Below are 23,654 nucleotides of genomic sequence, written 5' to 3'. Positions count from 1 at the left end.
ACGATCCCGGGGACCGCAGGACCGAAGACGCCGGTTTCCGAGGCCCCATCTCCTCTTCCCCCACACCGGCCGACGCAGGGGAGAAGACTGTCGTGGGCAAGCGTGCCGCACCCGCAGGACGGCGAGGGAACCAGAGCCGCCGGCGGGGCAGAGGCAGACGCGGCCCCGTGCGCCGCCTCGTGCTTCCGACGCTGGTGCTGATGACCTTCGCGCTCGGCGGCGGCGCCGCCCTCGCCCACTTCAACGGCACCGCGACCGACGACTCGGCCGCCCCCGCACCGCGGCCGACGACCGTGACCGAGGCGCCCACGACGGACGCCCCGGCCCCCCGGCCCACGACGGCGAAGCCGAAACCCAAGCCCAAGCCGACGACGGCGAAACCCAAACCGAAACCGAGCCCGAAGAAGACGACCGTGCCGCAGGCCGGCGCCGGGACCTTCACCACCGCGCAGGCCTCCGGCGACGCGGTCGGCACCGGCGGCTCCCTGCGCCGCTACCGGGTCCAGGTCGAGGACGGCATCGAGCTGTCGGCGCACGGCGCGGCCGCCGAGATCCAGCAGATCCTGGCCCATCCGCGCAGCTGGGCCGCGCACGGCCGGGGCCGTTTCCAGCTGGTCTCGCAGAACGCCGACTTCGTCATCCGGATCGCCACCCCGGACACCGCGGACGCCCTCTGCGCCCGGCAGGGCCTGAACACCCACGGCGAGCTGAACTGCGAGACCGCCGACGGCGTCGTCGTGAACCTCAAACGGTGGATGCTGGGCTCGCCGACCTTCGCGGGGGAGGCCGCCGAGTACCGGCATCTGATCATCAACCACGAGGTCGGGCACGAGATCGGCATCCGGCAGCACATGGGCTGCCCGGGTCCGGGCAAGCCGGCGCCCGCGATGATGCAGCAGATCAAGGGTCTCAACGGCTGCCGTTCGAACGCGTTTCCGTATGACGAAGACGGGAGCTACATCACGGGGCCGATCGTGTCATGATGCGGTTGGGACGGCGCGCGACGAAGCACGCCTCCCGAGGGGACCGGGGCTCCCGTGCCGCAGGGAACGACGCGCGCGCGGTGGAGCAGACCGCTACCCGGTAGTTCGTATCGAGGAGACAGCAATGTCCACCTTCCCCGATGCCGGAGCCGGTTCGGTCGACCCGAACCTCGACTTCGCGGGTACCACGCCGTACGAGGACTACGTCCAGGCGGACGTCCTCACCCACCTCCAGCACCTCCGCTCGGACGACCCGGGCGAGATGGTCTTCCTGGTCACCACCCAGGTCATGGAGCTGTGGTTCACGGTCATCGTCCACGAGTGGGAGACCGCGAGCCGCGCCCTGCGCGAGGACCGCGTCCCCGTCGCGATGGACGCGCTCAAGCGCTCGGTCCGCGAGCTGGAGGCCCTCAACCACTCGTGGCGGCCGCTCGCCCAGCTCACCCCCGGCCAGTTCAACGCCTACCGGGCCGCGCTCGGCGAGGGCTCCGGCTTCCAGTCGGCGATGTACCGCCGGATGGAGTTCCTGCTCGGCGAGAAGTCCGCGTCGATGCTCGTCCCGCACCGGGGCGCGCCCCGCGTCCACGCCGAGCTGGAGAAGGCGCTCCAGGAGCCGAGCCTGTACGACGAGGTCCTCGGCCTCCTTGCCCGGCGCGGCCTGCCCGTGCCGCAGTCGGTCCTCGGCCGTGACCTCGCGCAGCGGTACGAGCCGTCCCCCGAGGTCGAGGCCGTGTGGGCCGGGATCTACGCGGACGCCGACCAGAACACCGAGCTGGTCCGGCTCGGCGAGGCCCTGAGCGACGTCGCCGAGCTCGTCTGGCGATGGCGCAACGACCACCTGGTGGCGACCCGGCGCGCGATGGGCGCGAAGACCGGCACCGGCGGTTCGGCCGGTGTGGCCTGGCTGGAGAAGCGGGCCCAGAAGAACGTGTTCCCGGAGCTCTGGACGGCGCGAAGCCATGTCTGACACGTACGAGGAGAGGGCCGCCCGGCTGGACGCGGCCGACGAGCTGGCCAAGCACCGCGAGAAGTTCGCGCTCGACGCGGGGACCGTCTACCTCGACGGCAACTCGCTCGGCGCGCTCCCCGCGCACATACCGGCCCGCATGGCCGACGTGATCACCCGCGAGTGGGGCGAGCTCCGCATCCGCTCCTGGGACGAGTCGGGCTGGTGGACCGCGCCCGAGCGGATCGGCGACCGGATAGCCCCGATCGTCGGCGCCGCCCCCGGGCAGATCGTGGTCGGCGACTCGACGAGCGTGAACGTCTTCAAGGCGGTCGTCGCCGCGGCCCGGATCAACGGCGACGAGCGGGACGAGATCCTCGTCGACGCGACGACCTTTCCCACGGACGGGTACATCGCGCAGTCCGCGGCGCGGATGACGGGTCACGAGATCGTGGCGTGCGACCCGGCCGACATGGCGGACGCGGTGAGCGAGCGCACGGCTCTCGCGCTCGTCAACCACGTCGACTACCGCACGGGCCGGCTCCAGGACCTGCCCGGCCTCACCGCCGCGCTCCACGCGGCGGGCGCGCTCGCCGTCTGGGACCTGTGCCACAGCGCGGGCGCCCTGCCCGTCGGCCTGGACGCCCACGGGGTCGACCTGGCCGTCGGCTGCACCTACAAGTACCTGAACGGCGGCCCCGGTTCGCCCGCGTACCTGTACGTCGCCGAGCGCCACCAGGCGGCCTTCGACTCGCCGCTGCCCGGCTGGAACTCGCACACGGACCCCTTCGCCATGACCCCCGGGTACGAGGCGGCCGAGGGCGCGCTGAAGGGCCGGGTCGGGACGCCCGACATCCTCTCCATGCTGGCGCTGGAGTCGGCGCTCGACGTGTGGGACGGGGTCGCGATCGAGGACGTGCGCGCCAAGTCCCTCGCGTTGACGGACTTCTTCCTGGAGTGCGTGCGGGCGTACGTGCCGGAGGGCCGGGTCACCTCGGTGACGCCCGAGGCGCACGGCGAGCGCGGCAGCCAGGCCGCGTTGAGCTGCGAGAACGCGCCCGCCGTCATGGCGGAGCTGATCAAGCGCGGGGTCGTCGGCGACCTGCGCCGCCCGGACGTGCTGCGCTTCGGCTTCACGCCGCTGTACGTCGGCTTCGCGGACGCGGAGCGGGCGGCCCGCACCCTCGCGGACGTCCTGGCCGACCTCCCCGCCTGAGGGGTGACCGTCCGATGATCGCCTGATCTGCGGGGGCTCCGGTGCTGGTACCGTCCCCGCAGGTCAGGCCAATTCGGCCGCGTCACCGAGAGGTTGGAACAGCATGCCGGACCCCGCCGCGCGCGATGCCGCCGAAGAAGCCTCGGCCTTCTCGCACCCGGCCGTCGCCCCGGACGCCTCCGCCGCGTACGGCGACCACCCGGACCAGGTGGTCGACTTCTACGCCCCGCGCGACGGCCGCACCCGGGCCCCGCTCGTCGTCGCCCTGCACGGCGGCGCGTGGCGGGCGCCGTACGACCGGCAGCACCTGACCCCGTTCGTGGACTTCCTGGCCCGCCGCGGCTTCGCCGTGGCCAGCGTCGAGTACCGGCGCGGCAGCGACATCCCCCGCCAGGGCGGTACGGCCCCGGTCGCCGGCCGCTGGCCGGAGACCTTCGACGACGTGGCCGCCGCGCTCGACGCCGTACCGGACCTGGCCGCCGTCCACCTGCCGCAGGCGGACACCGCCCGGATCGTCCTCACCGGCCACTCCGCCGGCGGCCACCTCGCCCTCTGGGCCGCCGCCCGGCACGTCCTCCCCGCCGGCTCCCCGTGGCGCCTGCCCGCCCCGCCCGCACTGCGCGGGGTCGTCGCCCTCGCCCCGATCGCCCACTTCGAGCGGGCGGTGGAACTCGGCGTGTGCGGCGGCGCGGTCACCGAACTCCTCGGCGGCGAGACGGAGTACGCCCACCGGGCCCCCTTCACGGACCCGGCCGTCCTCCTCCCGACGGGCATCGCCACCACCGTCGTCCAGGGCCGCGAGGACATCGTCGTCCCGCACACGGTCGCCGAGGCGTACGCGGAAGCGGCGGCCAAGTCCGGCGAGGAGGTCGGCTTCACCCTCCTCGAAGGCGTCGGCCACTTCCCCCTCATCGACCCGGCGGCGGACGCCTGCGCGGTGGTCTCGGAGGAGATCGCCCAGCTGGCCTGGTGACGGACACGTAGTCCTCAGGGGGGATGGCGGAGGATCCGTAACGAGCGGGACGACCGGGTCCCCCGCCGCCCGTACCGTGGAGCGCGTGACCGAGACACGGACCTCCGAGACGAGCCGCAGCCCCGAGCTCCACCTGGTGCAGGTGGCCCTCGGCGGGCTGCGCCAAGAGCTGTTCCATGACGCCTTCGCCTACCGGCCGCTGCCACGCATGGACGTGAACAGCGGGCCGACCCGCTTCCTGCCGGAGCGGATACGCATTTTCGCGGGGTTGCTCCCGCACGCCTTCGTCCTGTTCTGCGCCGTGATCGTCTTCGCCCTGGGATACGACCGGATCTACTACGGATTCGGCGTGTCGGCACTCGTGATCACCTGCCTGCCGGCCGCGATCGTGCTGCTCACCCTGGTCCGGCCGATCCTCGCCTTCTGGGCCTCGCTCGGCGCGGCCCCCTTCGTCGGGTACATCGGCGGCTTCGACGGCGGCTGGCCCTGGTCGGCGGCCTGCCTCGTCTGCCACGTGGTGGTCCTCGCCGTGGTCGCCGCCCGCACCCGGCCCCGTACCGCCGTGTGGATGTGGCTGGTGACGGCCGGCTACTGCCTCTTCGCCGAGATGTTCCTCGGCATGGGGCGCAGCTCCGTGTCGGTCCCGCTCCTCTTCGTCTCGGCCCTCGTCCTGCTCACCGTCTCCATGGTCCAGGTCCGCCGCCAGGCCGACCGCGAGGTCACCGCCCAGCAGACCGTCACCGCCCAGGAGATCTCCAAGCGGACCGTCCTGGAGGAGCGGACGACCATCGCCCGGGAGCTTCACGACGTCGTCGCCCACCACATGTCGGTGGTCGCCATCCAGGCGGAGGCCGCGCCCTACCGGGTCGAGAACCCGCCGCCGGAGCTGGAGCAGGCCTTCCTCACCATCCGCGAGAACGCGGTGGCCGCGCTGACCGAGCTGCGCCGCATCCTCGGGGTCGTCCGCGCCGAGGACTACGAGGCGCCCGACGCCCCGCAGCCGACCCTCGGCGACCTCGACGCGCTCGTCCGGAACGTCGCCGAGGCCGGGCTCGACGTCGAGAAGACCGTGACCGGCGCGGTGCGGGAGCTGCCGCAGGGCGTGGAGCTCTCCGCGTACCGGATCGTCCAGGAGGCCCTGTCGAACGTGCTGCGGCACGCGCCGGGTGCTGCGGCCAAGGTCGAGGTGTCGTACGTACTCGGGGGGCTTGGACTGCGCGTCGCCAACGGGCCCGCGCGGGGGCTCGTGAAGCCCTCGCCCGGCGCCGGGCACGGCATCACCGGCATGCGGGAGCGTGTGACGATGCTCGGCGGGGAGATGACCGCCGAGGAGACCGCGGACGGCGGCTACGAGGTCGCGGCCTTCATCCCCGTGAGCCGTGAGGAGAGCGTGGAATGAGCATCCGTGTGCTGATCGTCGACGACCAGATGATGGTCCGCGAGGGCTTCTCCGTGTTGCTCGGCGCGATGCCCGACATCGAGGTCGTCGGCGAGGCCGTCAACGGCCGGGAGGCGATCTCCCAGGTCGCCGCCCTCCGCCCGGACGTCGTCCTCATGGACATCCGCATGCCCGAGCTGAACGGCATCGAGGCCACGCGGGAGATCGTCGCCGCCGACGAGGACGCGAAGGTCCTCGTCCTGACCACCTTCGACCTCGACGAGTACGTCTACCAGGCGCTGCGCGCCGGCGCCTCCGGCTTCCTCCTCAAGGACGCCTCCGCCCGGCAGCTCGCCGAGGGCGTGCGGGTGGTCGCGGGCGGCGAGGCGCTGCTCGCGCCGACCGTCACCAAGCGGCTGATCACCGAGTTCGCGAAGGCGCCCGGCAGCTCGCCGCGCCCGCCCGCGATGGCGCAGATCGGGGAGCTGACGGAGCGGGAGACGGAGGTGCTGGTGCTCATCGCGCAGGGCCTGTCGAACGTCGAGATCGCCGAGCACCTCGTCGTCGCCGAGTCCACGATCAAGACGCACGTGAGCCGTGTCCTGGTGAAGCTGGGGCTGCGCGACCGGACGCAGGCGGCGGTCTTCGCGTACGAGGCCGGCCTGGTGCGCGTCGGCGGCTGACGGTCCGGTCGGCGGTCGGCGGTCGGCGGTTGGCGGGGGTTCCGGGGGTAGCGTCCGGTCATGGATGCCATCGACGCTGTTGACGCCGTGTACGACCCCTGGTCCCCCGGGTTCGTCGCCGATCCCTACCCCGCCTACGCCCGGCTCCGCGCCGCCGGCCGTGCGCACTGGCACGCTCCCACCCGCCAGTGGCTGATCCCGCACTACGCGGACGTGTCCGCGCTCCTCCGGGACCGCCGGCTCGGCCGGACGTACACGCACCGGTTCACGCACGAGGAGTTCGGGCGGGAGGCGCCGGCCGCCGCGTACGAGCCGTTCCACACGCTCAACGACCACGGGCTGCTCGATCTGGAGGCGGCCGACCACACCCGGATCCGGCGGCTCGTGTCGAAGGCGTTCACGCCGAGGACGGTGGAGAACCTGGCGCCGACGGTACGGCGGCTCGCCGCCGGGCTCGTCGGGGACCTGGTGGCCCGGGGCGGCGGCGATCTGCTCGCCTCGGTCGCCGAACCGCTCCCCGTCGCGGTGATCGCCGAGATGCTGGGGATTCCGGAGGACGACGAGGAGCGGGGTCGGCTGCGGCCCTGGTCGGCGGCGATCTGCGGGATGTTCGAGCTGAACCCCTCGGAGGAGACGGCCCGGCGGGCGGTCGTGGCCTCGATCGAGTTCTCGGACTATCTGCGGGAGCTGATCGCGCGGCGTCGGAAGAGCCCGGGGGACGACCTGATCTCGGGGCTCATCGGGGTGGAGGAGCTGACGGAGCAGGAGATGATCTCCACCTGTGTGCTGCTCCTGAACGCGGGCCACGAGGCCACGGTGAACACCACGGTCAACGGCTGGTGGACGCTCCTGCGGAAGGGCGTCCGTCCGGATCCCGAAAAGTTGTCCACAGCTGTGGAAGAAATCCTGCGGTACGACACCCCGCTCCAGATGTTCGAGCGCTGGGTCCTCGACGACATCGAGATCGGCGGCCAGGTCATCCCGCGCGGCTCCGAGGTCGCCCTCCTCTTCGGCTCCGCCAACCGCGACCCGGCCCGCTTCGGTCCGACGGCCGACGAGCTCGACCTCACCCGCGCCGACAACCCGCACATCACCTTCGGCGCGGGCATCCACTACTGCCTCGGCGCCCCGCTCGCCCGCCTCGAACTGGAGGCGGTCTTCGGCGAGTTGCTCCGCCAGGCGCCGGACATGCGGCTCGCGGCGGAGCCCGTACGGACGCCGGGGTACGTGATCCGGGGCGTCGAGGCGCTGCTCGTGGAGGTGTGAGCCCGCCGGGGGACGTCCCGGGCCTCAGCCTTGGACGTCCCCCGTCTCAGCCTTGGACGTCCCCCGTCTCAGCCTTGGACGTCCCCGGCCTCAGCCTTGGACGTCCCCGGCCTCAGCCTTGGACGTCCCCGGCCTCAGCCCTGGACGTCCCGGCGCCGCAGCCCCGCCAGGCCGGCCGCGACGAGGGCCGCCGCCAGGGCGGTCAGGGCCAGGACCGGGCCCCAGGCCATGTCCTGGCCGGGCAGCTTCGGCAGGTGGCCGAAGGGCGAGAGGTCCAGGGCCGCCTGCGGCAGGTCGAGCGCCGGGCCGATCCAGCCGAGCGCGAGACAGAGCCCGGCCGCGCCCCACGCGGCGGTCGCGGCCTTCGGCACGGCGCCCCAGAGGAGGACGGCGAGCCCGGCGAGGGTCCACACCGCCGGGAGCTGGGCGAGCGCGGCACCGAGGACGGGACCGAGGTCGTGCCCGTACGAGAGGGCGAGGCCGAGTCCGGCGAGGGCCAGGATCAGGGCGGAGCCGCCGAAGGCGATCACCAGGTGGCCGGCGGCCCAGCGGATCCGGCCCAGGGCGTTTGCGAGGAGCGGTTCGGCCCGGCCGGAGGTCTCCTCGCCGTGCGCCCGCAGCACCGAAGCGACCGCGAAGAGCGCCGCGATCATCCCGAAGAGGGAGACCATGGTGGCGAGGAAGGCGTTCGTGAGCCCGCTCCGGCCGCCCATCCGCTCGAAGATCTGACGGGCCTGTTCGTTGTCGCCGACGATGTCGGCCGCGCCCTCGACCATCCCGCCGAAGACGAGCCCGCCGAGCAGGAAGCCGAGCGACCAGCCGAGCAGCGCGCCGCGCTGGAGCCGCCACGCGAGGGCTCCGGCGGTCGCGAGGCGTCCCTCGGCCGGGCCGGGGCGGGTCGCGAAGAAGCTCGCGCCGACGTCCCGGCGGGCGGTCAGCGCGTACGCCACCGCCGTCTGGACCAGGACGGCCGCGAGGATCAGGAGCAGCACCCACCAGCGCTCGCCGGCGAAGGCGCGGACGTTCTCGGCCCAGCCGATGGGGGAGAGCCAGGTCAGGACCGAGTCCCCGGAGGCCGTACCGGCGTCGCCGGCCGCCCGCAGGACGAAGGCGAGGCCGAGGACGGCCGCCGCCAGGCCCCGGGCGAGGCGGGCGCTCTCGGTCAGCTGCGCGGTGACGGCGGCCAGGGTCGCGAAGACCATGCCGGTGCCGCCGACGGCGAGGCCGAGGGCGAGGGCCCCGGCCGCGCCCTGTCCGGCGAGGCCCGCCGTGACGATGAGGGCGACGGCGGTGTCGAGGGCGAGCGCGGCGAGGAGGGCGGCGGTGAGCGGGGCGCGCCGGCCGACCGCTCCGGCGGAGAGCATCTCCTGGCGGCCGGTCTCCTCCTCGTCGCGGGTGTGGCGGATCACGACCATCACGCTCGCCACGGCGGCGAGGACGGCGGCGAAGGTGCCGAAGCGCCAGGCGACGAGCCCGCCGAGGGAGTCGCCGAAGACCGGCCCGTAGAGGGAGCGCATCGAGCTGTTGGCGGTCATGGATGCGGCGATCTCGGCGCGCTCGGCGGCCGTGCCGTACAGCCCTTCCAGCGAGCCGGCGCCGCTGGCGACCAGGCCGCCGGTGACGAGGGCCCAGAGCGGGATCATGACCCGGTCCCGGCGCAGGGCGAGCCGGGCGAGGGTGCCGGTGCCGGTGAGGGTCATGACCGCACCTCTTCGTCCGCGTGCTGGTCGTCCGCGTGCTGGTCGTCCGCGTGCTGGTCGTCCGCGTAGTGGCGGAGGAAGAGCTCCTCCAGGGTCGGCGGGGTGCTGGTCAGGCTCCGGACGCCCGAGCCGGTGAGGGACCGCAGGACGGCGTCGAGCTTGTCGGTGTCGACCTGGAGCCTGACCCGCTGTCCCGTGACGGTCAGGTCGTGGACGCCGGGGAGGTGGGCGAGTCCGTTGGGCGGGGAGGCCAGTTCGGCGGTGACGCTCGTACGGGTCAGGTGGCGCAGCTCCGCGAGCGAACCGGACTCGACGGTCCGGCCCCTGCGGACGATGCTGACCCGGTCGCAGAGGGTCTCGACCTCGCTGAGGAGGTGCGAGGACAGGAGGACGGTCCGGCCGCGCTCCCGCGCCTCGGTGACGCAGGACTGGAAGACCTCCTCCATCAGCGGGTCGAGGCCGCTGGTCGGCTCGTCGAGGACGAGCAGGTCGACGTCGGAGGCGAAGGCGGCGACGAGGGCGACCTTCTGGCGGTTGCCCTTGGAGTAGGTGCGGCCCTTTTTGGTGGGGTCGAGCTCGAAGCGCTCGATCAGCTCGGCGCGCCGGGCCTTGTCGAGGCCGCCGCCGCGCAGCCGGCCGAACAGGTCGATGACCTCGCCGCCGGAGAGGTTGCGCCAGAGCGTCACGTCGCCGGGGACGTACGCGATGCGCCGGTGCAGCTCGACGGCGTGCTGCCAGGGGTCCCTGCCGAGGACCGCGGCGGCGCCGGAGTCGGGGCGCAGCAGGCCCAGGAGGACCCGGATGGTGGTGGACTTCCCGGCTCCGTTGGGGCCGAGGAAGCCGTGGACCTCGCCGGTCTCGACGGTGAGGTCGAGGCCGTCCAGCGCGTGGGTGCGCCCGAAGGACTTGTGGAGTCCGGCGACGCTGATTGCCTTCGTCATGCTTCAGAACGTACGGTACTTTCACAAACTTGTGAAGTTAAGGAAGCGTATAAAGTCGGAGCGGCGGAGCGACGAGGGAGACGATGACCGGCATGACGAGCACCGACGTGAGCAAGGACGGCAACGAGGAGGGCGTGTCCCGCTTCGTGGAGCGCTTCGCCGCCGAACTGACGGAAGCCGGCATGCAGCGCATGGCCGCCCGCGTCTTCGCGGCGCTCCTCGCCTCCGAAAGCGCCTCGATGACCTCGGCCGAACTGGCCGAACAGCTCAGGATCAGCCCGGCGGCGGTCTCCGGCGCGATCCGCTATCTCAGCCAGGTCAGCATGGTCAGCCGCGAGCGCGATCCCGGCACCCGGCGCGAGCGGTACGTCCTCCACAACGAGCTCTGGTACGAGACCTTCACCCGCCGCGACCAGATCCTCGTCCGCTGGGAGAAGGCCCTCCGCGAAGGCTCCGAACTGCTCGGCCCGAAGACGGCGGCGGGCGCCCGCACCGCAGAGACGGCCGAGTTCTTCGCGTTCCTCCAGCGGGAGATGCTGGGGATCATGGACCGCTGGAGCGCCTACAAGGCGGCTCGGGGAGCCGAGTTCTCCTCCTGACGGGCCCGCGCGTCCACGGGCGGAGCGAGCCGGGCGAGGAGCGCGGCGCCCTCCGCCCCCCGGGCCGGCCGGTACGGCCCCGCCGGCCATAGCGCGCGCCCCTCGACCCGCGGGACGACGACCGGCAGGCCGTCGGCGTGGAAGTCGCGCCAGCCCCTCAGCTCGACGGTCCCGGTGGGCTCCGACGGCAGCCCGAGCCACGGGTGCTTGCCGGTGCCCGGCGGCAGCAGCGGAAGAAGCCCCTCGGGCGCGTCGTGCGGTCCGCAAGGGGTGGTGAAGGCGACCAGAACGGGAACCCCGTCCCGCGGGTCGTGGAGCAGTACGTACCGCCGCGTGACCGGTACGGGGGAGTGCGCGGCCCGGGCCATCAGCCGGACCGCGGGAATCCCGACGGTCAGCAGGTGGTGGCCGGAGTAGGCGAGCGCCGCGATCCCCACGATCGCCACGAGGAACAGCCTCATCAGGCCGCTCCCCTCCGGCCGGATGCCCGCCGCCACGGCCGCCACCGCGCAGACGACCAGCGCCACCAGGACCCGGCTGACCCCGGCGGCCCGTCGCAGGCTCCGCACGCGCCACCACGCCACCTCGCGGACGTCCGCCTCCGGCCGCCGGGTCCGCGTCCGGGGCCGTGGCACGGCCTGCCGCCCGGCGTGGGCCGCGAGCCGCGCGTACGTCGGGGCGCCGGGCGGGTCGGACTCGGGCCGCTTGACCAGGCTCACGCGCGGGGCCGGAACGGTGGGCGGGACCGGATCCGGGATCTGCGGCACCCGGACCCGCACCTGCGGCTGGACGGGGTTCGCCCGGCCGAGGAGCCCCGTCCGCGCGGCCTGCTCCACGATCCGCTGTCGCGCACGCCGATGCTTCACCGGCCTGGTCCAGAGCAGCGCCCCGCCGCCGGGCGGCGCGAGCACCCCGCCCCTGGTCGGGTCCCCGCACCACCACATCACCCCGTCGGGGCCCGGCCGCAGCGGCTCGTACCGCTGCCGCATCGCGACCACCTCCAGCGGCCACAGCCCGTCCCCGGCCGGGGACCGCAGCACGACGGCCTCGGTGGTCCGCATGCTCCGCACGGCCACCGCGGCATGCGCCGACCAGGCCCCGGAGCCGAGCACGCGCCTCATCCGGCGTGCCAGGGCCCAGGAACCGGCTCCGGCACCGGCCACGAGCACGCCCAGGGCGACGAGCGCGCCGATCAGGTCGTCGGCCCACGGCTCCCCGGGTGCCACGAGCGGGATCCCCGCGGCGGGGACGAACAGGACGCACCCGCTCGCCATCACGCTGCTCGCTCTTCGCCCGTACCGGTCCAGAGCCTTCGCCGTCTCCGGCAGATCCAACGCCCGTGCCATCGCCCGTCCCCCGTCACGCATGTGGCCACCCACGCGTGACGTTAGACGGCCGCCGCACCCCGGCACCAGCCGGTTCCGTACCGGACCGTTCCGTACCGGACCGTTCCGTACAAGTCCGGTCGGCACCGGCTCGGCTCGGCTCCGCGACCCGGTCAGCTCCGGGGAAGCGTCAGCCCCCACGCCCCCGCCCGGGCCGTCCACGTCCGCCGCCGGACCGGGCCCGAGACGCGGCCGTCCGCGCGGTAGCGGAAGTCCGGGCCCGAGACCGTGAGGGTGCGCGCCCGTGCGAGGTGGGCGGGGGCCGTGGCCGGGTGGACCGTGACCTCCGCCGTACCGGCGACGGAGCGGACCGAGACGCCCTCCACCGGCGTGTCCACGTCCGCGAGGAGCACCCCGTCAGCCTCCACCCGCAGCCGGTGGGTGCGGACCGCGAGGGCCGTCGGGGCCGGCCGGACCAGGGTGCGGACCAGGGACCGGCAGGTGCCCCAGACGGACGAGGTCGGCGCGGTCAGGGCGGGGACGGCCGGGACGAGGAGGTCGCCGAGGACGACCCCGTCGCTGTCGTCGACGAGCAGGTCGAGGCGGCGCACCGCCCCGTCGAGGACCGCCCGCGCCGCCGCCGGGGTGGAGCGCGGCACGCCGAGCGCGTGCGCCAGTTCCAGGGCGTCCGGCGGGCCGATCGGGACGAGGGAGAGCGCCCCCTCGGCGAGCTCCCGCTCCCGGTGCAGCAGCGTCACCGTACGGAGCAGCGCGCGGTCGTCGCCGAGCACCACGGGGTGCCGGGAGCCGCGCCGTGCCAGGGCCCGGGTGAATTCCTCCGGGCTGTCCGGCAGGCAGATCTTCGCTTCTGCGCCCGCCGACAGGACATCCTTCGCGATCCGTACGGACTCGCCGTCACTTCGGCGGGCGACCGGGTCGACGATGACCAGCAGCTGGTCGTGATCCGACACCTCGGTCCTTCCTCGGGTAGCATCTTTGTGCAAGAGCCCCTTGCGCTATTGCGCCAGGGGCTTCGTCTATTCCGGGGCACACCGGTGAGGCGGCCTCGGCCCCTGACCTTGGACATGCCCCACCCGGAAGGGGTGTACGCCTGTGCCCGCACTTGTGCTGCTCGGTGCTCAGTGGGGTGACGAGGGCAAGGGAAAGGCCACCGATCTCCTCGGTGGATCCGTTGACTATGTAGTGCGTTACCAGGGCGGCAACAACGCCGGCCACACCGTCGTCGTCGGCGACCAGAAGTACGCGCTGCATCTTCTCCCTTCCGGAATCCTCTCACCGGGGTGCACCCCGGTGATCGGAAACGGTGTCGTCGTCGACCCGGCGGTCCTGCTCTCCGAGCTGAGCGGACTGAACGAGCGCGGCGTGGACACGTCGAAGCTCCTGATCAGCGGTAACGCTCACCTGATCACCCCGTACAACGTCACCCTCGACAAGGTGACGGAACGGTTCCTCGGCAAGCGCAAGATCGGTACCACCGGTCGCGGCATCGGGCCGACCTACGCCGACAAGATCAACCGCGTCGGCATCCGGGTCCAGGACCTGTACGACGAGTCGATCCTCACCCAGAAGGTCGAGGCGGCGCTGGAGGGCAAGAACCAGCTGCTCGCCAAGCTCTACAACCGCCGTGCGATCGACGCCGCCCAGATCGTCGAGGAGATGCTCCAGTACGCGGAGCAGATCAAGCCGTTCGTCGCGGATACCACGCTGATCCTCAACAACGCGCTCGACGAGGACAAGGTCGTGCTCTTCGAGGGCGGCCAGGGCACGCTCCTGGACGTGGACCACGGCACGTACCCCTTCGTCACCTCCTCGAACCCGACCGCGGGCGGCGCCTGCACCGGTGCCGGCGTGGGTCCGACGAAGATCAGCCGGGTCATCGGCATCCTCAAGGCCTACACGACCCGTGTCGGTGCCGGTCCGTTCCCGACCGAGCTCTTCGACGCGGACGGCGAGGCCCTGCGCCGCATCGGCGGTGAGCGCGGTGTCACCACCGGCCGTGACCGTCGCTGCGGCTGGTTCGACGCGGTCATCGCCCGCTACGCGACCCGCGTCAACGGCCTGACGGACTTCTTCCTCACCAAGCTCGACGTGCTGACGGGCTGGGAGCAGATCCCGGTCTGCGTCGCGTACGAGATCGACGGCAAGCGCGTCGAGGAGCTGCCCTACTCGCAGACCGACTTCCACCACGCGAAGCCGATCTACGAAATGCTGCCGGGCTGGTCCGAGGACATCACCAAGGCCAAGACCTTCGCCGACCTGCCGAAGAACGCGCAGGCGTACGTGAAGGCCCTGGAGGAGATGTCGGGCGCCCCGATCTCCGCGATCGGCGTCGGCCCCGGCCGCACCGAGACGATCGAGATCAACTCGTTCCTCTAGGAACACAGCGAAGGGCCCGCCCCCCGGCCTGAACCGGGGGGCGGGCCCTTCGTCGTGTCCGTCAGCCGTCCAGCCTGGTGTCCCGGCCCACCTTCTCCCAGGTGGTCAGGTCCGCGCGCACCTGCTCCAGGTGGCCCAGGATCGTGTCGATCGAGTCGTCGCCGAGGGCGAGCCGCAGCGGGGTCTCGTCGGCGTCGAGGGCCTTGAGGACCGCGGCCGCCGCCTTCGCCGGGTCGCCCGCCTGCGTGCCGCCGCCCGTCTCCACGAACGCCCGGGTCGCGCCCACCGTGTCCGCGTAGTCGGCGATGCCGTCGCCGCTGAGGCTGTGGTTGCCGAAGAGGCTCGTCCGGAAGGCGCCCGGCTCCACGATCAGGACCTTGATGCCGAGCGGCCCGACCTCGGCGGCCAGCGCCTCCGACATCCCCTCCAGGGCGAACTTCGTCGCGCTGTACGCGCCGAAGCCCGCCATCGACGCCTGCCCGCCGACGCTGCTGAGCTGCACGATGGCGCCCGAGCGGCGGGCCCGCATGTGCGGCAGGACGGCCCGGGTCAGGGCGGCCGGGCCGAAGACGTGCAGGTCGAAGAGGGAGCGCAGCTCGGCGTCCGCGGTCTCCTCGACCGAACCGACGTGCGTGCGGCCCGCGTTGTTGACGAGGACGTCGATGCGGCCGTGCCGCTCGGCGGCCTCCGCGACGACCCGGTCGACCGCCGCCGCGTCGGTGACGTCCAGGGCGACCGCGTCCACCTGGTCGGGATGGGCGGCGACCAGGTCGTCCAGGGTCCCGGGGCGGCGGGCCGCGGCGACCACCACGTCCCCGGCGGCGATCGCCGCCTCGGCGAAGGCCCGCCCGAAACCGCTGTTGGCGCCCGTGATCAACCAGACCTTGCTCATGTCCGTACTCCCTCTCGCCTGCTCAACTCGATGCAACAAGCCTGCGCCGCAACCCCTTTGGCCGTCCAAGACCTGCCGTGATAACCCATGGGCATGACGACCAGTGATGTCCACGGCCGCGACCTGAGGTACTTCCTCGCGGTCGCCGAGGAGCTCCACTTCACCCGCGCCGCCGAGAAGCTGTACGTCTCCCAGCCCGCGCTCAGCAAGCAGATACGGGCCCTGGAACGGCAGCTCGGCGCCCCGCTCTTCGACCGCGGCCGGCAGGGCGTCGCCCTCACCCCCGTCGGTACGGCCCTGCTCCCGCACGCCCGCGCCGCGCTCGCCGCCTGGGAGGAGGGCCGGGAGGCGGTACGGCACGCGCGGGAGGCCGCGGACGGCACCCTCGTCGTCGGCATGAGCACCAGCCCCGGGCGCGGCGGCCTGCTGCCCGCGATCCGCTCCCGCTTCACCGAGGCGCACCCCGAGGCCCGGCTGAAGCTGCGGCAGGTGGCCTGGGAGGACCCGACGGCAGGCCTCGCTGGGGGCACCTCCCGGGACGGAGTCCTAGGGGGAGGCGGCAGCGACGTCGCCTTCGTCTGGCTGCCGCTGGCCGGCGCGGACCGGTTCCGCTGGGTCGTCGTGGCCACCGAACCCCGGCTCGTCGCGCTCCCCGCGACGCACCCGCTGGCCGCGCGCGAGAGCCTGGACTTCGCCGAACTCCTCGACGAACCCTTCCTCGCCCTGCCGGACACCGGCCCCGAACTGCGCGACCACTGGCTGGCGTTGGACTGCCGGGACGGGCGGCCACTGGTGATCGGCGCCGAGATCGGCGGGGTGGACGAGACGTACGAGGCGCTCGTCGGCGGCCTCGGCATCTGCCTGGTCGCCGCCGGGAACGCGCCGCTGCTCGCCCGCGAAGGCGTCACCGTCCGCCCCGTCCGCGGCCTCACCCCCAGCCGCTTCGCCCTCGCCTGGCGCGCCGACGACACCCGCCCTCTGGTACTCGGCTACGCCCGCGCGGCGGCCGAACTCTGCCCTCCCGAGGCCTGAACTCGCCTTGTGTAGCAAGGGTGTTGAGCGCCTAATGGGTGTCCACTCGCGCGTGGTTCCGTCACAGGGGGAAGCATGGAAACGCCCGAACCTCCCACCACACCGCCGCCGCCGGACCGTCCGCCCGGTCGTCCGTGGGCAGACCGGCCGATGGCTCCACCCCTCCCTCACGGGGGTCGCGACACCGTCGACGTGACCGTCAGCAAGCGCCTGCTCTGGGTGGACGGCGCGTGCTATCCGCTGGAGAACATCGCCCGTGTCCACATCTTCGTCGTCGCCCCCGACCGCGGGGCGGCGCTGATGACCTTCGTGAAGCGACTGGTCCCGACGCTGCTGGTGCTGGCCGTGATCGGCGCCTTCGAGGAAGACAGCGGCGAGAGCCTGGACTTCATCCGGTTCCTCTGTCTCGCGTTCCTCGTCTACGCCGTCGTTGACCTGCTGATCGTCCTCTTCGCGGCATCGCACACGGTCCTCGCCATCGAGACCACGGGAGTGCCGTTCGCCCTGCTCACCAACCGTGACCCGCTCGTCCTCATGGACCTCGTCCGGCGCATCGCGCACGCGATCGAGAACCCGGAGACGGAGTTCCACGTACGGGTCCAGAAGTTGACGGTCAACATGAAGAACTACACCGGCGACACCGTCAACATCTTCGGCGGGCACGGGCACAAGGGGATCATCAAGTGACGTCCGGCGAGAACCACGGCGGTGCCCACCACGGCAGCGGCGACATGGTGAACATCTTCGGCGGCGAAGGCCACGCGGGCATCGTCCACCACCACGGCGGACCCCCGCCGCAGCCCACCCTGGAGGAGGCGCTGCGGACCGTCGTCGAGCTCATGCGGGTGCTGCGCGCCGAGGTGCCGCCCGAGGACCGGGGCTCCTTCGACGACGCCCTGCCCGTCCTCGCCGCGGACGAGGCCGCCACCGCGTCCCCGGTACGGCGCCGGGCGCTGCTGACGGTCGCGGGCATCGCCGCGATGCTCGGGACGGTCGGTACACCGCTCCTGGACGCGGCCCGCGCCGCGCTGGAACTACTCGGTGTAGGCGGGTAGGACCCCTCCAAGGGCCTTGCTCACTCAGTGTGTTCGGCGCCCCGGTCCCGAGTTGCCAACTCGGGACCACGGGAGAAGAGTGGTTCCTGTGATTCCTGTGCACCGTTGAGTCGTGGAACTCCGGTCACCTTGGGCCGCCTTCGTCGGCCGGCCCCCGAGGACGAGCAGCACCCCGATAGCACCTGGATTCACCATGACCACATCCGCCCAGCGACGAGTCGTCCGGGCTGCGAGCGCGTCCCTTCTGGCTGCCGGCTTGGCCTTGTCGGCAGGCATGGGTGCCATGGCGGCACCTGCCGCCGCCCCGGCACAGTCCCAGACCGTGGCAAGTGACCTGAACGAGCCCGTACCGCCTCCCGGCGAGGGGGAGCCGGTGCCGCCGCCTCCGGCCGAGGAGGAGGTGCCGCCTCCGGCCGAGGAGGTGCCGCCTCCCGTCGAGGAGGAGGTGCCGCCTCCCGCGGAAGAGGAAGTCCCGCCGCCCGCCGAGGAGGAAGTGCCGCCTGGTGAGGAGGAAGTGCCGCCTCCCGGCGAGGAAGAGGCACCGCCGCCTGGTGAGGAGGAGGCGCCGCCCGCCGAGGGTGAGGCGCAAGTGCTGCCCGCCGACGGCGAGGACGCGCCTCCCGTCCAGGAGGTGGCACTGCCGACCCTTACCGCCACCGAGATCAAGACGCAGGTGGACACAAGTATCTCGGGCTCCGCCCTCTCCGCAGCAGAGAAGGCGAAGGCCCAGAAGTCGCTGGACAGCCTCCTCGCCATCATCAACAACCCGCAGTCGACGCCGTCGCAGAAGGCAACTGCCGAAAGCCTCGCGACGGGCATGGGAGAGGCCCTGAAGCTCAGCAAGGACGCGACCGTGTCGAAGGAGGACCAGGCCAGGTTCGAGAAGATCGCGCGCGGCATCAGTGAGGCGTCACTGAAGTTCACCGACCCGAAGGCGACCATCGGGGACCTGCTCCTCTACGGGATGGTCCTCGAAGACCTGAACCGCGTCGTCACGAACCTCACGGACAAGACCCTGACCCCGGAAGCCAAGGCCTTCTACTCCAAGTGGGCGGACGTGCTCCTCGGCGGTCTGGTGGCCGTCGAACAGCCGGGTGCGGCGCCGACGAAGCCGGAGGACAAGAAGAAGGTCAAGGAGAACCTGCAGAAGAACGCCGCCGCGCTCAAGACGTACCAGAGCGCGAGCGCTTCCGAGTCGGAGCGGTCGGCCGCCAAGCAGACACTCGACGAGCAGGCCGCCGCGACGTCGAACGACAAGTACCAGGAGCTCGTCGAGGAGCTCAAGCGCCTGAAGGCACCGCAGGCCTGCCTCGACGTCGTGCAGAACCGTACGCAGCAGGCCGGTTGGCCGGACGGATCCCTGTGGGCTCTGACCGACAAGTCCTGCGTCGCCACGGTGAAGGCGGGTGCCGCGGACACCAACAGCGACTGGAGCGCACTCTTCTCCTGCGTCACGACCCAGGCGTTCTCCACCTGCACGGCCCGCATCCCCGAATAGCCCTACAACCGCAGGAACTCACCCGGCTCCGCGTCCACCATCGGGTAGACGAGGAGCCGGTCCTTGCCCTCCCACTTGTCCACGGCCAGGTAACTGGAGCCGTTCTCGGGGCACTCGGCGTCCGTGCTCTCCGGGTCCTTGACCAGGGGGCCGATGACGAGGAAGTCGCCGACGCCCGCGAGGACGGCCGTGGAGCCGCAGCTGACGACGTCGGTGGTCATCTCGCCGGCGTCGTTCGTGCGCGGGAAGACGTCCGTCATGCGCACGAGCTGCGTGCCGATCGGGCCCTGGCTGACCGTCACCTCCGTGGTGAAGCGGTCGTCGTTGTCGCCGTAGACCTCCCGCATGGGCTTGCTGCGCCAGCGGCCCAGGAAGCGGGCGGGGACGACGGCGGTGCCGGTGGGCGCCTTGCGGAAGGTGGCCTTCGCGGCGCCGGAGGTCCACTCCAGGACGTCGGGGGAGCGCAGGGTGAGGGTCTGGTGGGCGGCCGGCGTGCAGCGCTGCGCGGGCACGCTGTTCGTGACGTCGGACTCCCCGTAGACGACCTTGTCCTCGTCGGCGGAGACGAGCCGTGAGCGGCCCATGCAGAGCCGGTTCTCGGAGACCTGGACGTAGACGGCGTTCTTGGCGCCGGCCGCGCCCTGGGTGATCTCGATGCGGGCGGTCTCCCGGGGGTGGTCGGCGGTCCCCTGGATCACGCCTTCCCAGGCGCCGAGGAAGCCGGCGGGGACGATCCCGGCGGGCCGGGCGGAGACGCCGTTGGTCTCGCCCTTGCCGCGGTTCTTCTGCTCGTCGCCGCCGGTGTCCGGGTCGGGCCAGAAGGTGTACGTGGCGGTGGCCGCGCCGGCCACGAGGAGGGTCGCCAGGGCGGCGATCAGGGGCTTGCGGCGCCGGGCCCGGGGCCCGGTGCGGGCGGTGGGCGGCAGGGGCGTGGCGGGCGTCGGATCACCGGCGGCGGCGGCCGATGCCGCGCCGACGTGCTCCGGCCCCGTCCCGGCCTCCGCCTCCAGGAGGCGGGCCGCGTGGCGTCCGAGCCGGGCGAGGACGTCCGCCGGGAGCCAGGGGTCGGCGACCGGCAGGGTCTCGACGATCTCGTCCGCCGAGGGGCGTCCTTCCGGGTCCTTGGCGAGGCAGGCCCGGATGAGCCCGGCGAGCTCCGGTGCGAGGTCCGTCAGGTCGGGCTCGTCGTGGGCGATGCGGAACATCATGGCGTGGACGCCGCTGTCGGCCGACCCGAAGGGGGAGCGGCCGGTCGCCGCGTACGCGAGGACGGAGCCGAGGCAGAAGACGTCGGAGGCGGGCGTGACGCGGTCGCCGCGGACCTGTTCGGGCGACATGAAGCCGGGGGAGCCGACGACCGCGCCGGTGGTGGTCAGTCCGCCGCCCTCGGCGACGGTGTCGACGGCGCGGGCGATGCCGAAGTCGATGAGCCGGGGGCCGTCGACGGTCAGCAGCACGTTGGACGGCTTGAGGTCGCGGTGGACGAGCCCGGCGGCGTGGATGTGGACGAGGGCGCGGGCGAGTCCGGAGGCCAGCGCCTTCACGGTGGCGGGCGGCAGCGGCCCGAACTCGTCGCCGACGACGGTCCGCAGCGAGGGACCGGGTACGTATCCGATGGCCACCCACGGGGCGTCGGCGGAGGTGTCCGAGCCGAGCACGGGCGCCGTGCCCGTCCCGCCGACCCGCTCCAGGGCGGCGACCTCCCGGGCGAACCGCCGCCGGAACTCCTCCTGGGCGGCCAGCTCGGTGTGCACCACCTTCACGGCGACCGTCCGGCCGCCGGCCGAGCGCGCGAGGAACACCCGGCCCATCCCCCCGACCCCGAGACGGCCGATCAGACGGAACGGACCGATGCTGACCGGGTCTTCCGCGTTCAATGGCTCCACGGCGACGAGCATGCCAGACCGCGCCCCAGCCGTCTCCGTCAGCCGTCCCCGTCAGCCGTCCCCGCTCCCGTCGCCGTCAGCCGTCCCCACAGATCCGCAGCCCCTTCGGGGTCGAGCAGGGCAGATGGCCGTGGGTGAGGACGACGTCCTGGCCGCTGCCCCTGATCAGGTAGTTGAGGAAGCTGGAGGTCAGGGAGTCGGCCGGCGGCTGTCCCCAGGTATAGGCGTACTCGATCTCCCGGTACGGGTAGGGGGACTCGCCGATCTCCTCGACGACCGGCCGGCGCCCGTCGATGGCCACCCGGTGCAGCCCCTTCAGGTCGCTGCCGCTGCGGAGTTCGGTGTAGCCGATGGCGCCGGGGAGCTTGGCGACGGCCGCCAGGACCTGCTCGGTGGAGTCGAGTTCGCAGCGGACGACCGTGGACGCGGGGTCGTCGATGCTCTCGCAGTTCAGGGAGGAGTTGGCCAGCTCGTTGCGGCCGAGGACACGGCGCTGGAAGACCTCCCTGGTCCCGGAGTTGGCGTCCCTGCTGATGAGCCGTACCGGCTGGTGGAGGCTGGGGACGAGCTCGTTCCAGTCTTTGATCTCGCCCCGGTAGAGGCGGCGGATCTCGTCCAGGGTGAGGCTCTCGACGGGTATCCCGTCGTTGAGGACGAGGGTGTAGAGGGAGACCGCGACCATGCTCTCCCGCAGCTGCGGGTAGCCGCTCGGCTTGCGCCCGTCGGAGAGGGCGACGACGGCGGGGGAGCCCTTCGCGGGCTTCGCCCCGGAGGCCTCCAGCTCCCGTATCCCGGCGGTCGAGCCGTGCGCGGTCACGTTCACCGTCGAGCCGGGGCAGTCCTTCTCGTACTTCTTCGCGAGCTCCCGCACGACCGGCGCGAAGGCCGTCGAGCCGGTGACGGTGAGCGTGCCGCGGGCGCAGCCGATCGGCGGCGGGGTCTGCTCGCGGACGATGATCGCGGCGAGCGCGACGACACAGACGGTGAGGACGACGGTGACCGTGCGGGCGACCCGGCTGAAGACGGGCGGCTTGTCGTCGGGGGTCGTGCTGTGGTTGACGTGGACGTGGCCCTCGGCGATGTTGCCGTCGACGGAGACCGGGTCGCCGATCGGGCCGCCGGTGAGCAGCACGAGCAGCTTGTAGTGGGCGCCGCGGTTGAGCGGGACCTTGGGCAGCCGGACGGTGGCGTCACCCTCGGCCGGGCCCACCCAGCTGTCGGTGAAATGGCTGAGCAGCCGGGGGTGGTCGGGGGCGGTCACGACGACCGCCTGCACCCGCCGGTGTGCGAACTGGACCGTGAGTCCGTGGTCGTCACCGTCCGTGTAGTGGTCGGCGCCGATCGACATGGCCCCGTCGTTCTCGATCCGCAGCAGGACGAGCGTGGCGTCCCGCAGGGCCGGGGTCGCGTCGAAGAACCCGCGCCGCACGGCCGCGCCGGGGCCGCCGGCCGCCCCGTTCGCGGCGGCGTTCCCGATGGTCGTGTCGAGCTGGACGCGGTAGCCGATCCGCCGCTGGTGCGGCACCCGTCGCTCGTACCAGACGGCACCGGTGGAAACGAGGACACCGAGGAGGGCGGTGACCAGGGCGATGAGGTTCTCAGCGGTGAGCCAGTCCACCCGCGCGACGGTACGCACGTGTGTGCGGTTCCGTGGGGCGCGTAGCCGCCCGTCACCCGGAGTTCTCCCTTCCTTCAGGCGGGGGCTCGCGGGCGGGTCAACAGAGGTTGCCCGGGGGTCCCGGGCGTGGGTGTAATGGCCACGAGGGGGCCTTCCGTCTGAGGAGTACCCCATGCGTGTCGTCGAAGTGACCGCCTACGGCGGACCCGAGGTCCTCAGAATGGCCCGCCGGCCCGAGCCGGAGGCCGGGGACGTCCCGGGCAGGGTGCGTGTGCGGCTCAAGGCCGCCGGTGTGAACCAGGCGGACCTACGGATCCGGGCCGGCCTCTACGCGGACGCGGTCGGCGCCCTCAAGCCCCCGTTCGTCCTCGGGACGGACTTCGCGGGGAAGCTGCTCGATCCCGTCCCCGGGATGGCCGCGGGAACCCGTGTGGCCGGTTTCGTCCCCTGGTACGAGGAGCTGACCGGCGAGGGCACGTACGCCGAGGTCGTACGGGTCGCCCCGGAGTGGCTGGCCCCGATCCCGGAGGACGTGGAATTCACCGTGGCCTCGTCCGTCCCGCTGGCCTCGGCGACGGCCCAGCTGGGCCTCGACCGCCTCGCGCTCCCCGAGGGGGCGACGCTGCTCGTGACCGGTGCCAGCGCCGTGGTGGGCCGCTTCGTGGTCCAGTACGCGGCGGCGGCCGGGCTGCGGGTGGTGGCCATCGCCCACGAGGGCGACGAGAGCGAGCTGAAGATCCTCGGCGCGGAGCACGCCGTCCCGCGCGGCACGCCGGAGGACGTGCTGGCCCGGGTGCGCGCGGTCGTCCCGGAGCCGGTCGACGGCATCTTCGACGGGGCGCTCGTCGGCGTGGCGCACCTTCCGCTCCTGAAGGACGGCGGCGTCTTCGTCGCGATCGCTCCCGACCGGATTCCGGCCACCGAACGGAACATCCGCGTGGAGGCCGTCCGGGCGAAGCCGGACGCCGCCCGCCTGAAGGAGACCCTGGAGAAGGTGGCGGCCCGCGAGGTGATCACCCGGGTGGCCGATGTCCTCCCCTTGGAGGAGGCCGCCGAGGCCCACCGGCGGGCGGAGGCGGGCCACCGCCCGGGCCGCATCGTCCTGATGATCTGACCGGCTGCGGTGATCTGACCGGCTCGGATGATCGGATCTGATCAGATCCCATGGCCCGACCGGTTCCGATGGCCCTTGACCGGTTCCCATCGGTCAACCCCGTCCACCCCGAGTGCCCCCGCCCGGGGTGGATGTCGGATGCACCGGTACCT

General features: G+C 72.7%; 21 protein-coding genes. 14 read left to right on the top strand and 7 right to left on the bottom strand.

Annotated elements, in window-relative coordinates; genetic code table 11:
* Positions 1–200: 200 nt before the first annotated feature.
* The 7 genes from ASC82_RS26760 to ASC82_RS26730 all read left to right on the top strand — a co-directional run bounded on the left by ASC82_RS26760 (position 201) and on the right by ASC82_RS26730 (position 7,445).
* The gene (locus ASC82_RS26760; RefSeq protein ID WP_157863509.1) at positions 201–983 is read left to right on the top strand and encodes a DUF3152 domain-containing protein; all 783 of its coding nucleotides are present in this window, start codon (positions 201–203) and stop codon (positions 981–983) included.
* A gap of 124 nt (positions 984–1,107) precedes the next feature.
* Entirely contained in the window at positions 1,108–1,950 is an 843-nt protein-coding gene (locus tag ASC82_RS26755) for a tryptophan 2,3-dioxygenase family protein (RefSeq protein WP_056653149.1), read from the top strand.
* Positions 1,943–3,145, top strand: coding sequence for a kynureninase (kynU, locus tag ASC82_RS26750; protein WP_056653146.1), 1,203 nt, complete (start codon positions 1,943–1,945; stop codon positions 3,143–3,145). The genes ASC82_RS26755 and kynU overlap by 8 nt, the downstream gene beginning before the upstream one ends.
* A gap of 103 nt (positions 3,146–3,248) precedes the next feature.
* Complete coding sequence (locus tag ASC82_RS26745; RefSeq protein ID WP_056653143.1) at positions 3,249–4,118, top strand: alpha/beta hydrolase; 870 nt, start codon at positions 3,249–3,251, stop codon at positions 4,116–4,118.
* Between the two features lie 76 nt (positions 4,119–4,194).
* Entirely contained in the window at positions 4,195–5,517 is a 1,323-nt protein-coding gene (locus tag ASC82_RS26740) for a histidine kinase (RefSeq protein WP_056653140.1), read from the top strand.
* Complete coding sequence (locus tag ASC82_RS26735; protein WP_024758818.1) at positions 5,514–6,179, top strand: response regulator transcription factor; 666 nt, start codon at positions 5,514–5,516, stop codon at positions 6,177–6,179. The genes ASC82_RS26740 and ASC82_RS26735 overlap by 4 nt, the downstream gene beginning before the upstream one ends.
* 60 nt (positions 6,180–6,239) lie before the next feature.
* The gene (locus ASC82_RS26730) at positions 6,240–7,445 is read left to right on the top strand and encodes a cytochrome P450 (RefSeq protein WP_056653136.1); all 1,206 of its coding nucleotides are present in this window, start codon (positions 6,240–6,242) and stop codon (positions 7,443–7,445) included.
* 134 nt (positions 7,446–7,579) lie between these two features.
* Here the strand turns inward: ASC82_RS26730 and ASC82_RS26725 are convergent, their stop codons facing one another.
* Together ASC82_RS26725 and ASC82_RS26720 are read right to left on the bottom strand one after the other, a co-directional pair.
* Positions 7,580–9,145, bottom strand: coding sequence for a hypothetical protein (locus ASC82_RS26725; RefSeq protein WP_056653124.1), 1,566 nt, complete (start codon positions 9,143–9,145; stop codon positions 7,580–7,582).
* Positions 9,142–10,086 carry an ABC transporter ATP-binding protein gene (locus tag ASC82_RS26720; protein ID WP_056653121.1) on the bottom strand — a complete coding sequence of 315 codons (945 nt, stop codon included), beginning with the start codon at positions 10,084–10,086 and terminating at the stop codon, positions 9,142–9,144. Before ASC82_RS26720 ends, ASC82_RS26725 begins: the two co-directional genes overlap by 4 nt.
* Before the next feature lie 83 nt (positions 10,087–10,169).
* Here ASC82_RS26720 and ASC82_RS26715 point away from each other — a divergent pair, with 83 nt between their 5' ends.
* Positions 10,170–10,685, top strand: a complete 516-nt coding sequence (locus ASC82_RS26715; protein WP_056653117.1) for a MarR family transcriptional regulator — start codon at positions 10,170–10,172, stop codon at positions 10,683–10,685.
* Here ASC82_RS26715 and ASC82_RS26710 read toward each other — a convergent pair.
* On the bottom strand, positions 10,649–12,052 hold the full coding sequence (locus ASC82_RS26710) for a hypothetical protein (RefSeq protein ID WP_157863508.1): 1,404 nt from the start codon (positions 12,050–12,052) through the stop codon (positions 10,649–10,651). The genes ASC82_RS26715 and ASC82_RS26710 overlap by 37 nt on opposite strands.
* 131 nt (positions 12,053–12,183) lie before the next feature.
* Complete coding sequence (locus ASC82_RS26705) at positions 12,184–12,981, bottom strand: hypothetical protein (protein ID WP_056653110.1); 798 nt, start codon at positions 12,979–12,981, stop codon at positions 12,184–12,186.
* 142 nt (positions 12,982–13,123) lie between these two features.
* Here ASC82_RS26705 and ASC82_RS26700 point away from each other — a divergent pair, with 142 nt between their 5' ends.
* Complete coding sequence (locus tag ASC82_RS26700) at positions 13,124–14,407, top strand: adenylosuccinate synthase (RefSeq protein WP_056653106.1); 1,284 nt, start codon at positions 13,124–13,126, stop codon at positions 14,405–14,407.
* A gap of 61 nt (positions 14,408–14,468) precedes the next feature.
* Here ASC82_RS26700 and ASC82_RS26695 read toward each other — a convergent pair whose 3' ends face one another.
* Complete coding sequence (locus tag ASC82_RS26695; protein WP_056653098.1) at positions 14,469–15,299, bottom strand: oxidoreductase; 831 nt, start codon at positions 15,297–15,299, stop codon at positions 14,469–14,471.
* A gap of 87 nt (positions 15,300–15,386) precedes the next feature.
* Between ASC82_RS26695 and ASC82_RS26690 the strand changes: the two genes are divergently transcribed.
* From ASC82_RS26690 to ASC82_RS30470, 4 genes are all read left to right on the top strand, one after another.
* On the top strand, positions 15,387–16,331 hold the full coding sequence (locus ASC82_RS26690) for a LysR family transcriptional regulator (protein ID WP_056653095.1): 945 nt from the start codon (positions 15,387–15,389) through the stop codon (positions 16,329–16,331).
* Between the two features lie 192 nt (positions 16,332–16,523).
* Positions 16,524–17,018, top strand: a complete 495-nt coding sequence (locus tag ASC82_RS26685) for a DUF6232 family protein (RefSeq protein ID WP_056653084.1) — start codon at positions 16,524–16,526, stop codon at positions 17,016–17,018.
* On the top strand, positions 17,015–17,386 hold the full coding sequence (locus ASC82_RS26680; protein WP_056653081.1) for a hypothetical protein: 372 nt from the start codon (positions 17,015–17,017) through the stop codon (positions 17,384–17,386). Before ASC82_RS26685 ends, ASC82_RS26680 begins: the two co-directional genes overlap by 4 nt.
* 322 nt (positions 17,387–17,708) lie before the next feature.
* Positions 17,709–18,884, top strand: a complete 1,176-nt coding sequence (locus tag ASC82_RS30470; protein ID WP_157863507.1) for a hypothetical protein — start codon at positions 17,709–17,711, stop codon at positions 18,882–18,884.
* A 2-nt stretch (positions 18,885–18,886) separates the two neighbouring features.
* On the opposite strand, the gene ASC82_RS26670 is transcribed toward ASC82_RS30470, so the two are convergent.
* Both ASC82_RS26670 and ASC82_RS26665 read right to left on the bottom strand, forming a co-directional pair.
* Positions 18,887–20,770 (bottom strand): serine/threonine-protein kinase, encoded by a 1,884-nt coding sequence (locus tag ASC82_RS26670; RefSeq protein ID WP_056654274.1) that lies wholly within the window; start codon positions 20,768–20,770, stop codon positions 18,887–18,889.
* A gap of 76 nt (positions 20,771–20,846) precedes the next feature.
* On the bottom strand, positions 20,847–22,388 hold the full coding sequence (locus ASC82_RS26665; RefSeq protein ID WP_056654271.1) for a substrate-binding domain-containing protein: 1,542 nt from the start codon (positions 22,386–22,388) through the stop codon (positions 20,847–20,849).
* A 172-nt stretch (positions 22,389–22,560) separates the two neighbouring features.
* On the opposite strand from ASC82_RS26665, the gene ASC82_RS26660 reads away from it, so the two are divergent.
* Positions 22,561–23,502 (top strand): NADP-dependent oxidoreductase, encoded by a 942-nt coding sequence (locus ASC82_RS26660; protein ID WP_056653076.1) that lies wholly within the window; start codon positions 22,561–22,563, stop codon positions 23,500–23,502.
* Positions 23,503–23,654 lie beyond the last annotated feature (152 nt).

Source organism: Streptomyces sp. Root431 (assembly GCF_001426585.1).
Lineage (GTDB): Bacteria > Actinomycetota > Actinomycetes > Streptomycetales > Streptomycetaceae > Streptomyces > Streptomyces stackebrandtii.
The sequence above is the reverse complement of the archived record's forward strand: the minus strand, read 5'-3'. Positions and strand labels throughout refer to the sequence as shown.

What these genes read in the sequence shown, in the direction of transcription:
- ASC82_RS26760 (WP_157863509.1), top strand. Translation starts at nt 201, where the DNA reads ATGACCTTCGCGCTCGGCGGCGGCGCCGCCCTCGCCCACTTCAACGGC.
- ASC82_RS26755 (WP_056653149.1), top strand. Translation starts at nt 1,108, where the DNA reads ATGTCCACCTTCCCCGATGCCGGAGCCGGTTCGGTCGACCCGAACCTC.
- kynU (WP_056653146.1), top strand. Translation starts at nt 1,943, where the DNA reads ATGTCTGACACGTACGAGGAGAGGGCCGCCCGGCTGGACGCGGCCGAC.
- ASC82_RS26745 (WP_056653143.1), top strand. Translation starts at nt 3,249, where the DNA reads ATGCCGGACCCCGCCGCGCGCGATGCCGCCGAAGAAGCCTCGGCCTTC.
- ASC82_RS26735 (WP_024758818.1), top strand. Translation starts at nt 5,514, where the DNA reads ATGAGCATCCGTGTGCTGATCGTCGACGACCAGATGATGGTCCGCGAG.
- ASC82_RS26730 (WP_056653136.1), top strand. Translation starts at nt 6,240, where the DNA reads ATGGATGCCATCGACGCTGTTGACGCCGTGTACGACCCCTGGTCCCCC.
- ASC82_RS26725 (WP_056653124.1), bottom strand. Translation starts at nt 9,145, where the DNA reads ATGACCCTCACCGGCACCGGCACCCTCGCCCGGCTCGCCCTGCGCCGG.
- ASC82_RS26720 (WP_056653121.1), bottom strand. Translation starts at nt 10,086, where the DNA reads ATGACGAAGGCAATCAGCGTCGCCGGACTCCACAAGTCCTTCGGGCGC.
- ASC82_RS26715 (WP_056653117.1), top strand. Translation starts at nt 10,170, where the DNA reads ATGACCGGCATGACGAGCACCGACGTGAGCAAGGACGGCAACGAGGAG.
- ASC82_RS26710 (WP_157863508.1), bottom strand. Translation starts at nt 12,052, where the DNA reads ATGCGTGACGGGGGACGGGCGATGGCACGGGCGTTGGATCTGCCGGAG.
- ASC82_RS26695 (WP_056653098.1), bottom strand. Translation starts at nt 15,299, where the DNA reads ATGAGCAAGGTCTGGTTGATCACGGGCGCCAACAGCGGTTTCGGGCGG.
- ASC82_RS26690 (WP_056653095.1), top strand. Translation starts at nt 15,387, where the DNA reads ATGGGCATGACGACCAGTGATGTCCACGGCCGCGACCTGAGGTACTTC.
- ASC82_RS26660 (WP_056653076.1), top strand. Translation starts at nt 22,561, where the DNA reads ATGCGTGTCGTCGAAGTGACCGCCTACGGCGGACCCGAGGTCCTCAGA.